Source organism: Corynebacterium sp. MSK071 (genome assembly GCF_030232125.1).
GTDB classification, from domain to species: Bacteria; Actinomycetota; Actinomycetes; order Mycobacteriales; family Mycobacteriaceae; genus Corynebacterium; species Corynebacterium kefirresidentii.
Window position 1 is genome coordinate 1 of sequence record NZ_JASPJA010000014.1, and the last position, 12,914, is coordinate 12,914.

A 12,914-nucleotide genomic window follows, 5' to 3' on the forward strand; every position below is an offset into this window, starting at 1 on the left:
TCTATGACCGGCCCATCGCGCAGCATCTCCAACAGCGGCCCATACGCGTTCTTTGACTGGTCCTCATTCACGGCGGCGAACTGCACGCGAGGAGTAACAAACTCCGACCACGGCACACCGACCGGCTGGCCGGCGGCATCCCACCCGCCGAAGCACACCGGCCCTAGCGCTTCGAGAGCACCAATAGCGCCCATCAGGGGTGACTTACCGGAGCCTTTAGGGCGGGAGAAAATGCCACGCGTGTACAGACGCTGACCGGTCTCTGGGTCGAGTCGGTAATAGTGGATGAGGAAGTTTGCTTGGTCAGGGGTGAGGATAAGCGGCTGGTATTCGGCCGTGTCTGGTTGGGCGAGGTTTTCTTCAATCCAGGCGAGGCATTCCCAGCCGAGTGAGGGGAATTCTCCGGGTTCTCGGGGTTTAAAAGGCATGGGTTTAGTCCACCGCCTTCAGGCTACGGTAGCGGCCGCGGACGTCCGCTGCAGCGCGGGAAGCGCGGCGCTTGTCTTCAGCTTCGTCTGCGGTTGCCATGGTGATGCGGTGGCGGGCAAGACTGTCAGGCGTAATGCCATATTGGGCGAGCTGCAGGCGGCGTTCAGGGCCAAGTTTGGTGTCGCCGCGGTTGTAGGCATCGTCGAGAATCATGGTGCGCGCTAAATCAAGCCACTGAGTTTCTTGGAGGCCTTGAGTCTTCAATGGTGGAAATTCGGACAAGGTGTCCCAGAAGCGGAGTGTTTGGTTTGTCCAGGGCTCGTCTGTGGCGGGGTTGGTAGGGCCGTAGATGTCGGTGAGCTTGGGCTGCGGTACGAAAGTAACAACGATTTCTCGTTGTTCGATGTTTTGTTGGTTTCTTCTCGCACGTGATTTTGGATTCTTCGGTGCGGGACCGCGTCCTGCCATTACTATCCCCCAAATCTTTCGGCTATTGTTAGCTATCTAGTTCTATTATAGTGTGCTATACTTCTTGGTGGCAGCTGCCGTTCGGGGGAGATGGCTCCGGGTCGATTTTCGGCTCGGAGTCATTTTTATGTGTAGGGGAAGTTGCTGGTGTAAGTGGTTTTGACGGCGTATTTTGGGGCGAAAACGTGACGACATTTTGACGACATAAGCCACTGGAAACGGCTGGAAACGGCTGGAAACGACTGGAAGCCAAAAAATAAGATACCCCCTCTCACCAGCATTTATGCCGGTAAGAGGGGGTGGATACACCGCTCCTCCAACTGGGCTCGAACCAGTGACCCTTCGATTAACAGTCGAATGCTCTGCCAACTGAGCTATGGAGGAATAAATGATGTACTTCGAACTTGCTGTTCTCTGTGCAACGAGGAATAACTATATAGGGTTCATGCGATTTCAACAAATTGCCAGCACACGGCGGTAAAATGACTGAATTCGTTGTCCTTATGTAGCGGGAACGCGTCAGGAATGGGTCAGGACTCCACTCACGGGGGTTCCTGTGCAAAAATGGTGGGTAAGAAGGCTAGTTCTATGGGAACCAGTAAGCTGGAAATAGTGGATCAGTACGCTATTGAGGCTTGAGAGCGACGGATTTAGTACTAACGAAAGAGAGAAAATTGCGGATCCTCATCATTTCGCAGTATTGGTCGCCAGAAAGTAACGTGCCGCAGCGTCGCTGGGAATGGATCGCTAGCATTCTAAAGTCTCAAGGCCACGAGATTAGAGTCATTGCTCCTCCGCCGGCTTCTGTTCGACGGGCCTCTATTAAGCACTGGTGGAGCGCATCTCTTTTCCGTCCTCGAACAGAAGAAGAAAAGAATGACGCCGTAGATTTAGTCATCCGGAGTGGGTTTATCCCGTGCGGTGGCTCATTAATACAGCGTGCAATCGGTCAAGCAGGCATCGCTCTGGGGTCTCTCTATGCAGTACTAGTAGAGTTTGGCTTTTGGAAATCTTGGAAGCCTGAATTGGTTATAGGTACAGTGCCGGCTTTGCCAACCGCCGTGGTCGCCTTTGTAGCAGCGAAAATCTCAAGGGCGAAATTTGCTATCGACTTAAGAGACGCCTGGCCCGACCTCTTAGCCTATTCGAGTGAGTGGAATAAGGGGATCAAGAGTGCTTCGCTAAAGCATAAAATCTTGAGCAGAGGGCCGATTCAGTTCGTTAGTCTTGTGGTTGCCAGGACTCTCTACTACGTCTTGGGGAAAGCCCAAGGTGTCATTTTTACGGCAGAAGATTTGAAATTAGATTTTCAGAATCGACCTCAGCTGCGGAAGAACTCAAAGCTTCTGAACAATATGGTTACTATCCGGAATGTTTTTCCCCGAGAGGGATTGGGGCAGAAGAAGGCTCCAGGCTCAGGGGAAGGACCTCTAAAGGTGCTGTATGCCGGCACTATAGGTCGCGCCCAACGACTTCAAAACGTGATTGATGCAGCGGTGATCGCGGCGGAGCGTGGAGTGCCGATTGAGCTAAAGTTCGTGGGCGCAGGAGATGCTCGCTTGTCAGTAAAAGATTATGCAAAGCAAAGAAAAGTTCCCGCAACTTTCATTAAGCGGAAGTCAGCTGACTCCATCTCAGACTATTACGACTGGGCAAATACCGCGCTTGTCCATTTAACTGATTGGAAGCCATTAGAAAGAACTGTTCCCTCTAAACTGTTCGAGCTTATGGAGTACGGGGTGCCAATAACAGGTGTTGTAGCCGGGGAATCGGTCAGGTTGATCGAGTCCTTGGAAGCCGGTTATGCGGTTCCTCCCGAGTCGCCGGAAGCTCTAGCGAACCTATGGTGTGCCTTAGCTCAGGGCGAATTGTCTCTCAAGGCTAGCGAAAGAGCTAAACATTGGGTTGAGAACGAACGGAACAACGTTGTGCCCAGCTTGATTGCTAAGTTCTTGAAGCAGATGGAGTCATAAGCATGCCTGCTGGAATTGGTCGCTCGGTCATCAAATTTTGGTCCATCAATGTTGTGGGACTTGTACAGGATCCTGTGCGATTTTCGAATCAAATGGTTGAATTCGTGCGCTTAAACTCAGAGTCCAAGGTAGCCCGAGCATGTGTGAAGGGGGCGCACTTTGTACTTTCGGCAATGAGGATCCCCGGGTACGAGACCGCCGAGGCCGGGGAATTGAGTAGGGCGATAAAACAGCTGGAAAAGGCGCGATTCCTTAGGCCATTGACGTTTTCGTTTGAGAGATATCTCCGCGGGAAACTTCTGCAACTCCAGTCAGTTGAATGCTTTGAGGGAGCAGTTGAACGCAGCGGTAGCGCAGCCGCCCCGCGGGTACTGTTTCATTTCACGAATGCATTTCCCTATACCCAATCTGGATACACGCTTCGGTCTAAAGCACTATTCAAGAGTTTAAGGGCAAGGGGAGTAGAAGCGTTTGCTTGTACGCGCTACGGATATCCGGAGAATATCGGTAGATTCCATCATGGTCCATATTTTGTCAACGATGGTCTCGAATATTTCGTGTTGGGCTCCTTATTTGCTCCGTTTTCAATTACTCGCCAGGAGGATCTGGCCGTCCGCCAACTAGTAAGACTCGCGAGGGAAAAGCAAGTAAACATACTTCACACCACCACCCCGTACACAAACGCGCGCGTGGTGGCTCGCGCAGCCGCTCTACTTGACGTCCCATGGATCTATGAGGTCCGAGGCGAGCCCGAGAGCACGTGGGCTTCGCAGTCTCCAGACCCAGAAAAACGCCGCAGCTCGGAGTTTTTTGAATTAGCGCGTCAGGCCGAAACAGCGGCGATGATGGCTGCAAATCAAGTAATAGCGTTAAGTGAGGTGTCGAAAGAGGACCTAACGCGTCGAGGCGTTCCAGAATCGAAAATCAAGGTCGTTCCGAACGCTCTGGAAGCTGATCAGCTTGAAACTCATACTGACAAAGCGCACGCCCGAAAACGATTGGGCCTAGGCGACGAGTTCTTAATCGGTGCAATTACCTCAGTCGTGGATTACGAAGGGCTAGACATTGCTATAGCTGCGATGAAGGAGATTCCAGACGCAACTCTCATTATCGTAGGAGATGGAGTGGCTCGACCAGGTCTTGAAGACCTAGCCGATGAGCTTGATTTGAATGATCGGGTTGTCTTTACTGGTAAGCAGCCGGCTACTGATATTCATCTTTGGTACGCTGCCTTGGATGTGTTCGTGGTACCGCGGCGAGACGTTGAAGTTTGTAGGAAAGTCACTCCGCTTAAGCCGCTACAGGCGATGGCCTGCGGAGTACCGGTAATCGGAACTGACCTACCAGCGTTAAAGGAAATCACCGGTGGATTAATGGTTGAAGTTGAACCGGATAACCCCTCCGCGCTGGCCAAATCAGTTGATTTAGTCCGGCAGGGGGAACTCATCGTGAATCCTCGGGAGCTTGAAGAATGGGCCAAGAAGCGATCATGGGAGCGGAATGCGCACAGCTTGGAGGGTCTGTACTTAGAGCTACTGAGGGGAAGATGAATGGGTCAAGAACTTTGCGGCCTCAGAATCCAGTAGGATTTTGTGCGGTTTAAACGCCTTCCGTTGCCGCTTGATGATGCGGTCAGCTTCTTCAAGTTTTCCCGTACTAACTCTGTTTCCCCAGACACGGTAAGTTGTAGTTACGGTTTCCGCATCTCCGTCAGCAATCATGTCGCCTTCGTGCAGCCATATGGCACGAGTGCAGTGCGTTTGAATCGTCGCGGCACCATGAGACACGAGAAAGACTGTTCCGGATCCAGCGAGAAACTCGTCCATACGATCCTTAGCCTTAGCTTTGAACGTGGAATCTCCGGTGGAAAGGGCTTCGTCAATTAGTAGTAGCTCGCGTCGAACTGCTGTAGAGATCGCAAAAGTCAGGCGAGATTTCATGCCCGACGAATAAGTCTTTAAGGGACGATCGATTGCAGACCGGAGATCCGCCCAATCGATAATCGGATCCACTAGCTTCGAAGATTCCGCTGGGGTTAGCCCCATTGCCAAGAGGCCTAAATTAATATTTTGGCGACCGCTTAAATTTGATTGGAGAGCCGCCCCGACGCCGAGCAAGGTGGGCTGGGAGGAAACAAACACGTCACCGGAATCGGGCTTTGATGACCCAGCAATCATTCGTAGAAGGGTTGACTTTCCTGAGCCGTTTTTACCCAGGATGCCGATCGATTCTCCAGAATAAGCTACAAAGCTAACACCTTTTACTGCTTCCACAGTATGCTTCGAAAGTTTTTTGGATAAAACATGCTCAGAACCGGAGCGACTAAGGTAGTAGGACTTCTTGAGATTACGAGCGACAACCGTTGGGTTATTTGACAACTGCGTACCTTTCCTCGGCTTGCCAAAAGTAGAAGTATCCAATAATCAATAGCCCGAATGACCAAGCTGCAATATACAGCCAAGTGCCTAAGGGCGGTACCTCACCGTCCAAAACCAGCTGTCGCACCGCGGTAAGAAACTGGTAAATGGGATTAGCTTGCATGATCGCTTGAATATGAGGATTTTTATCAAATTTACTCAGATCGAAGAATACACCCGAGATGAAAAAGAGACCTCGATTGATGATTCCCACCACTGACTTTAGATCGGGAATAAATGCTGTAGCTCGTCCCACAATGAACATGCAACCGAGCGAGAAGCAGTGGATTAAGAAATACAAGGGAACCACTAGAATGATGGTCCAAGAAATTCCTTTATCGAGCTGAAAAAGAAGTGCGCCTACTATCGCAACCATGGCGGGGATTGCATGGTCGATCATTTGCTTAATAGTCGTTGAAATAGGGACGGCTGCTGTGGGGAAGTTAAAACTGCTAATCAACCCTTTAGATCCACGGATGATGGAAGTGCCAGCTGACAAACCGCCGGTTGCGAATTTGAGGTAAATTACACCGATTGTTAGGAAGCCAATGAAATTGTCCATTCCCCTAGATACGTGAAGAACGTAGCCGAAAATGAAAGCGTAGACTGCCACGTCTAGGATCGGTTGAAGGATAAGCCAAGCGCGTCCGAGGAACATATTTCTACCTCGGCTAAGCGATTTACTGCGTGCATAAGCCGAGATGAAATGTCGGCGGTCAAAAAGACAACGAGTATAAGACGCTAGGTTATCTCGGCTCCGTAGGTTATATAACTGGGAATCGTCGACGAGCTCCAAGTTGCGGAAACTAGCGTTTTTAACGCGCTTGGGCTTTTCTTGTTTTGCGTTGGTTCCCTTGGGAGCACTGTCGCTGTCGTTGTTCAATTGTGATTCCACAATTTCTCCACTGTGATGATTGCTCTGTAGTTACGGTCTAAGCTGTCACTGAGGATAGTCTAGAATCATCGTATGCAGTTAGGAAACTTTGAGCCGGCATCTTCCAAAGAAGAAGCCACGCCTGTCCATACCTTTATTTTTGGTGGGTGTGTGAGTCGGGACACTGTTGAGTTTGCGAAGCACACCGACTTCAAGGTGCTCCGCTATGTGGCGCGTCAGTCTCTACTTTCCGTGGGCTCAGACGCGAAATCCAACATTCCTGATTTCAAACTGAAAAGCTCTTTCCAGCAGCGCATGTTAGAGAGTGATTTGTCGGGAAACCTCATGCGCGAGATATCGAAGAAAAACGGTATTGATGTTTTTGTCTGGGACTTGGTCGTTGAGCGGACCGGGGTTTGGGAGTTTCCAGATGGGAGCATTGCTACCAATAGCGCGGAAATCAGGCGGCTGGAGGGCATGCCCCAAATTCTGAAAAAGGCCAGAAAGATTCCTTTCGGGTCCGCCGAGCACTTCCAGCGTTGGCAGGGGGCTGCAGCTTTATTTACTGAGTTTTTGGATTTTCTTGGGTTGAAGCAAAAATGCCTAGTCTTGGCACCGGAATGGGCCGAGTATCGCTCAGACAATAAGAAGACTGGCCGGATACGTGGCTTATCTGCCTCGCAGTATAATGAGATGTTCCGTAGATATTACGTGGTTCTAGAAAGGCTGGGGATTACTGTGTCAAGGATCGACGGCACAGTAGCTGACGAGAACCATAAGTGGGGAAATGCACCATTCCACTTCACTCGTTCGGCGTATGCTTCGATGGAGTACGAGATTAAGAAATCAGTGCACCAGACCAGGAATTAGCGGCATAGATATGAAACTAGAAGGTTTGCCGGCTTCCTTGCTGAAGAGAGCTCGTCAAATCCCGCACGGTATTAGAGCGCGAGTATACCGGGGGCGTTCCAGAGTCGAGGCGACTGTGGGTACTCGCTTTCTCGGACCGGAATTGGACGAAAACGCGAAATCCACCCTGCAAGGAGCTTGGCGCGGGTTGTCAGACGCTGCGGTGGGAGAGAAACGGCGAACGTCTAGCAGTAGCGGGGAAGTGCGGGCTTTTTCGCGTGGATATGAGTTCAGCAACCAAGGGTTCCTTCAACCACCGCCTTCACCGCGTTGGAAGGAGCTGGCTCTAGGTGAGGGGCGCCTTCGGGTTGAAGAAAACCTTCCTGTTGCATTGGCCCAGAAACGTGGAGTCTCAGTTGCCGTGCTGGGGCTTGCTATCGACTCGGAGGAAGGAATATCTGATAGCGACCTCATCGCTGACCGTATTGCTGATTTAATATTGTCTGGAAATAGCCTCGAGGCGATTGATGAGTACGTCCTGTGGCTAGGGGGCCGGTTCGTCCTTATCGCCGGGTGTGAAGACCGGTGGCGTATTCACGTAGATGCAATGGCAAGCAGAAGTTGCTACTGGACCGTCAGAAATAAACAACTTTTCGCTGCATCGCATTCTGCGTTGGTCGCTAGAGAGATAGAAGAATTCTCGAGGAAGCGGGCATATTGGGTTCTTTCAAATCCTGACTATGTGAGTGCTGCGGGAAAATGGTTGCCAGGCCGCATTACGCCGCATGATTGCACCGAGCTAGTAAGTGCTAATTGCGTGCTGTCTTTTGACGGGGAAAGGGCCCTGCACTCCCGCATTTTCCCATTGGAAAAGCACCGAATATCCGCGGAATATTCGCCAAAAGAGGTCGCTCGCATTCTGATTGGTGAGCTTAGGGTGCAGACTTCGGCGTGGCTCAATACCTCTGATAAAACCTATCTCGCTTTGACCTCAGGCCAAGATTCTTTGGTAGTGCTGTTGTCGTGTATTGATCTTTTCCAAAAGCACTTCACCAAAGCTATGACCTACATTTTCGCGGAGAGAAAGGATCCTTTAGGGATCAATGACCTCCAAGGAGCCAATTTCCTAGCTATGCTGTCTGGTCTGCAACACAAGGTAGTGAAAGTGGAACCGTTCATTTTTGAAGGAAAGTTTGCTTCCGCGTACAAACGATCGTTTCCTACTTGGGCTCGTTTTCCGGCTTTAGCCAAATCTTTGTGGCAGAACTTCCCCAAAGAATCCGTAGTCCTTTTTGGGATCGGTGGTGAAATCGGCACAGTCTTTTATAAAGATAGGACCGAGAGTCCGGTTAACGGCGAAATCCTAGCCGGAAAGTTTACGACGAGTAAATTCTCCTCCAATTCTCGCCTTGTCGCAGAGATGGAGGAGTACATAGCTTATACCCAGCTAGATTCAGTCTCCTCGTCGCTTGCAAGCTTCTATGACCTCTATTATTGGGAAAATCGAATGACCAGTTGGGCGGCTGCGGGATACTCCGAATATGAGTTAGGGCCCTCAATAGGTCTTCCGTTCAATACTAGGAGAATAATCTGGCCAATGCTCAACTTGTCGTACGAGAATCGGTTAAACAAAGCAGTGTACAAAACAATAATTCGTTGGAGTGGGTGGCCTCTGTGACTCAAAATGGAAAATTAAACAAGATGGTGAATAAAACTGAATATTATTTTAAACGGGCGCGTCAGGTGGCCCGAGATGAAGGCCCTTCTGAATTAATACGCCAGACTAAAAGGCGATTTAACGTAGGAACGGTAAGCAAAAGGACCGCTACGTTTGACCCACTGGCAGTAACCGCCCAAGGGAAAACTAACAGGACAAGCCCATTCAAGGACCTATGCGTTGGCGTAATCATGGATGAATTTTCTCTCCTGGCATGGGGAGAGGAATTTTCAATCGTGCCAATCTTGCCCGGGGAAGAATCGAAACTTAAATCCTATGAGCTTGATTTATTCTTGGTCGAGAGTGCTTGGGACGGAAATGGAGGAGCCTGGAAGTACCAATTGACTGGCGGTTCCGCTCCCAGCACCGCGCTTTCCGTGATCGTCGAGCAATGCAAACAACTTGGGATTCCTACGGCCTTCTGGAATAAAGAGGACCCTCCCCATTTTGAGGAATTCTTAGATACTGCGCGGTTGTTTGATTTCGTGTTTACGAGCGATGTCAATTTGGTAGATGCCTATAAGCACGCGTTGGGGCATGATCGAGTGTGGCCTTTGAGCTTTGCTGCTCAGCCTGCGATTCATAACCCTATCCGGACTGATATGCCTAACTATCAGAAAGGAGACGTGGCTTTTGCGGGCATGTATTTTGCTCACAAATATCCAGAACGCCGTGAGCAAATGGAGATGCTGCTGGGCGGAGCTATGGATGCATCAGGGCATCTTGAAGACGGTCTCCGTATCTTCTCTAGATTCGAGGGAAAAGACGAGCGCTATCTCTTCCCGCAGCCGTTTTCCCAAAGAGTCGTGGGGTCTCTGCCGTACGAAAAAATGATTGCGGCTTACAAGAATTTCAAAGTCTTCCTAAATGTGAACTCTGTAGTTGACAGTCCCAGTATGTGCTCCCGTAGAGTGTTTGAACTTCTTGCTTCTGGCACGCCTGTAGTCTCTACATGGAGCAAGGCACTTGAGGAGACTTTTCCTTCTACTGAATTAGTGCTTGTAGATAGTAGGGAAGAAGCCACGTTGTCTATTCGTGCCTTGGTTAATTCTCCTGAGTTGAGAGACAGGCTGGTACATCGGGCGCAAAGAAGGATCTGGGAGAGCCATACCTATACAACTCGGGCAATGGAGATTTTGGAACGAGTTAGTCCCTCTGAATCTGAAGGTCTGAAGACTAAACCAAAAGTTAGTGTTATTTGCTCTACGGTGCGGGAAGGGCAATTGAAGCATGTATTTGAGCAGGTAGGTCGGCAATCCGGAGTGGATGTCGAGCTGATTTTGGTTCTGCACGGGATTCAAGTTGGTGACAAGGAGATTGCAAACTTCGCTGAGGAGGCGAAAGTTCATCAATACCGTGTACTTAGGGAGGAGCGAAGTTCCTCGCTAGGAGAGTGCTTAAATGCAGGTATCGCTGCTTCGTCAGGCGATTTCATCGCCAAGTTTGATGATGATGATTTTTACTTTGCTTCATATCTTTTGGATATGTATAACTCGTGGTCCTTTTCTGGTGCTGACCTGGTAGGCAAACAGGCAAACTATGCGTTTTTGGGCAATGAAGAATTGCTGATAGTTAGGCGGCCGGAGAGGGAACATCGCTGGACGAACTTCGTAGCTGGCCCTACTTTCTTCGGTCCCCGCAATACGTTTGCGGAAAATAAATTTGAGGCGCGTTCCCGAGGGGAAGACACTGCGTTTATTCGTTCTCTTTTGAGGAAAGGGGGGAAAATATATTCCACAGACCGCTTCAACTTTGTTCAGATGAGAAATGCTGGACAACATACTTGGGAAGTCTCAAATGCATCGTTTTTGGCTAATGGGCAGGTCGTGGGGATTGGTCGAAATTTCGAGGCTGTTGAATGCTAGATGGACCGCGTGCTCCCCAAGGGTTTTCGATGTAGGAGCGTCCCCTTTGTGGAATAATGCACTGCGGTTCTAAAACGTCGAATTAAAATTTGAAAATACTTTTTCTCCCGAGGAGGGGTTTTAGTGAGCATTGAAGAGAAACAATTGGGACCCATAAACAAGGTTTGTGTTGTTGGGCTGGGATACATTGGTCTCCCGACTGCAGCTTTTATCGCTGATTCTGGTATCTCCGTAGTGGGGGTGGACATCAATGAGCGCCATGTGGAGAAGATCAACAATGGTGAAATGCCCTTTTTTGAACCTGGCTTCGAAGCTTTATTAAAAAGCGTAGTCGCCGATGGACATCTCAAGGCTGATACAGAAGTAGCGGAAGCAGACGCGTTCATTGTGGCTGTCCCGACGCCGTTCAATGATGACTATTCAGTCAATATGTCCTACATCGAAGCGGCAGCGAAGAATATTGCTCCTGTGCTTCGACCGGGGGCGCTCGTGGTCCTAGAATCAACCTCCCCTCCAGGGACCACTGAAAAGATGGCTGAGATTCTTTTAGCCGAAAGGCCGGACCTATCGACGGATCCTGAAAGTGCTAACCGTCTCTTAGTCGCACACTGCCCTGAGCGGGTATTACCGGGCAAGATTATGGAGGAGATGGCCGCTAATGACCGAGTTATCGGAGGCCTAAATCCCCTGTCGACGGATAGGGCGAAACAGCTATACTCCTTTTTCTGCAATGGCGAGATGCTATTGACGAATGCAACAACCGCTGAGATGGCAAAGCTGACCGAGAACTCGTTCAGGGACGTGAATATTGCCTTTGCAAACGAGCTGTCAATCATCTCAGACAAGCTTGGAATTGATGTTTGGGAATTGATTGAACTCGCTAACCATCACCCACGAGTCAATATTCTGAATCCGGGCCCTGGTGTGGGTGGCCACTGCATTGCAGTTGATCCTTGGTTCATTGTTTCTTCGGCTCAGGAGGAAGCCAAGCTGATCCGTACGGCGAGGGAGGTTAATGACGGCAAGCCTGCCTACGTTATTGCCAAAATTACTGAAGCAGTCGAGGCCGAAGGCGCAGATTCAATCGCCGCACTGGGAATAGCATTTAAGCCGGATATCGATGATTTGAGAGAATCCCCTGCTCTGTCTATCGTGCAACAAATGGCCGAGAAGTGGCCGGAGAAAAACATCCTAGTAGCTGAGCCTAATGTGAATGAGCTGCCCGAGAGTCTAACCGCATATCAAAACGTGCAGCTAGTTGACGCTTCTCACGCGATATCTTCAAGCCCCGTGGTTGCTGTCTTAGTGGACCATACACCTTTCAAGAGCCTCGAAAAGAGCGTCTTGGAAGGAAAGAATGTCGTTGACACACGTGGCATGTGGAGCTGATCCTAGGGATGAAGAGGTTGGAATCCGGCAAGTCGCTTGCAAGTCTTGCCGTGTTAGCCGCTGTGTTGTTAATTGCCGCGGTGCTGTCAAGCAACTTAGTTCGCGCTGGGCTGTTGATTTTGGCGGTGGTAGTAGCGGCTTTGATCTTGATTTTAAGCGTTTCTTGGACACGACGAGTAGAGGCACAACGCCGACAGGATTACCGCAATGTAATGTCCGTTGCTAAAGAGTTGTCGCTGCTCCGAAACATGTCGGGAAGTATAGCCAAATCGCGAGAGAGTCAACGCTTTCAAGAAGAACAACTAACCCAAATCAATTCCGCGGTCGAGGAATGGCGACATGGTGAGACGGGTTCAGGGGGCGCAATCTCAGAACCTTTATCCTATTTTTCCCCTAGGCGTATCTCTGCATCGAAGCCTGTGGAGAAACCCAACTCTCATGTGGCCGGGCGACAGGCGGCGCTGCAAGACACTGGTGAGGGGTCCAAGGAAAAGCTACGGGATCTCCTTTATCCTTCCAACGAAATGACTCGAGTAGTGGCCGTTTTGGGCTCTTCCGACCTCCGTGAAAGTCTCTCGGGCTTCTGCTCCGTCCGGAAAATAGATTCTGCCGTTGACCTAGCGAAGTTTGGGAACGACATTTCCTGGCTTGTTATCGAAGAGGCGTCTTTAACCTGTGGTCGCTGGTTTGGGAGTCTGTCAGCTCAAGGGACGCATCTTTTTCAGGAGCTCCATAGCCAGATTGTGAAAGCGCAACGAAAGAATAATGTCCTTACGGCGGTCGTGGCTAATGCACCGGCCTCACATATGACGAGCGTTTTGCGTGACACCGCTGATGTTGTGCTTCCTAAGAAGCCAGGACAAGATTCTCGGGGCGCCGAAATGGCGAACCCAGTGATAAAGGCTATCGACGCATACGCGTGTAAGTGAGGTT

10 protein-coding genes, 1 tRNA gene and 1 pseudogene are annotated in these 12,914 nt (G+C 50.2%); 7 read left to right on the plus strand and 5 right to left on the minus strand.

Features of this window, described 5'->3' with window-relative positions:
* The 3 genes and pseudogenes from QP990_RS10715 to QP990_RS10725 all read right to left on the minus strand — a co-directional run.
* Positions 1–428, minus strand: a pseudogene (locus QP990_RS10715) (hypothetical protein); the annotation flags it as partial.
* 4 nt (positions 429–432) lie between these two features.
* Complete coding sequence (locus tag QP990_RS10720) at positions 433–897, minus strand: hypothetical protein (RefSeq protein WP_023021091.1); 465 nt, start codon at positions 895–897, stop codon at positions 433–435.
* A gap of 311 nt (positions 898–1,208) precedes the next feature.
* Positions 1,209–1,281 (minus strand) — tRNA-Asn (locus QP990_RS10725).
* A 251-nt stretch (positions 1,282–1,532) separates the two neighbouring features.
* Between QP990_RS10725 and QP990_RS10730 the strand changes: the two genes are divergently transcribed.
* Both QP990_RS10730 and QP990_RS10735 read left to right on the plus strand, forming a co-directional pair.
* Positions 1,533–2,870, plus strand: a complete 1,338-nt coding sequence (locus QP990_RS10730) for a glycosyltransferase family 4 protein (RefSeq protein WP_200288807.1) — start codon at positions 1,533–1,535, stop codon at positions 2,868–2,870.
* Between the two features lie 173 nt (positions 2,871–3,043).
* Complete coding sequence (locus QP990_RS10735; RefSeq protein WP_284799180.1) at positions 3,044–4,420, plus strand: glycosyltransferase family 4 protein; 1,377 nt, start codon at positions 3,044–3,046, stop codon at positions 4,418–4,420.
* On the opposite strand, the gene QP990_RS10740 is transcribed toward QP990_RS10735, so the two are convergent.
* Together QP990_RS10740 and QP990_RS10745 are read right to left on the minus strand one after the other, a co-directional pair.
* Positions 4,403–5,248, minus strand: coding sequence for an ABC transporter ATP-binding protein (locus QP990_RS10740; RefSeq protein WP_234288171.1), 846 nt, complete (start codon positions 5,246–5,248; stop codon positions 4,403–4,405). The genes QP990_RS10735 and QP990_RS10740 overlap by 18 nt on opposite strands.
* Positions 5,238–6,182, minus strand: coding sequence for an ABC transporter permease (locus QP990_RS10745; RefSeq protein WP_259825054.1), 945 nt, complete (start codon positions 6,180–6,182; stop codon positions 5,238–5,240). Before QP990_RS10745 ends, QP990_RS10740 begins: the two co-directional genes overlap by 11 nt.
* Before the next feature lie 72 nt (positions 6,183–6,254).
* On the opposite strand from QP990_RS10745, the gene QP990_RS10750 reads away from it, so the two are divergent.
* The 5 genes from QP990_RS10750 (at position 6,255) to QP990_RS10770 (ending at position 12,910) form a co-directional block, all read left to right on the plus strand.
* Positions 6,255–7,031 (plus strand): DUF6270 domain-containing protein, encoded by a 777-nt coding sequence (locus tag QP990_RS10750; protein ID WP_200288809.1) that lies wholly within the window; start codon positions 6,255–6,257, stop codon positions 7,029–7,031.
* A 115-nt stretch (positions 7,032–7,146) separates the two neighbouring features.
* Positions 7,147–8,688: a hypothetical protein gene (locus tag QP990_RS10755; RefSeq protein WP_284799183.1), complete on the plus strand. Its 1,542-nt coding sequence runs from the start codon at positions 7,147–7,149 to the stop codon at positions 8,686–8,688.
* Positions 8,685–10,592, plus strand: coding sequence for a glycosyltransferase (locus tag QP990_RS10760; protein ID WP_234288172.1), 1,908 nt, complete (start codon positions 8,685–8,687; stop codon positions 10,590–10,592). Before QP990_RS10755 ends, QP990_RS10760 begins: the two co-directional genes overlap by 4 nt.
* A 123-nt stretch (positions 10,593–10,715) precedes the next feature.
* Positions 10,716–11,981 carry a UDP-N-acetyl-D-mannosamine dehydrogenase gene (wecC, locus tag QP990_RS10765; RefSeq protein WP_284698439.1) on the plus strand — a complete coding sequence of 422 codons (1,266 nt, stop codon included), beginning with the start codon at positions 10,716–10,718 and terminating at the stop codon, positions 11,979–11,981.
* 8 nt (positions 11,982–11,989) lie between these two features.
* Positions 11,990–12,910 (plus strand): hypothetical protein, encoded by a 921-nt coding sequence (locus QP990_RS10770; protein ID WP_259825056.1) that lies wholly within the window; start codon positions 11,990–11,992, stop codon positions 12,908–12,910.
* The last annotated feature ends 4 nt before the right edge of the window (positions 12,911–12,914 follow it).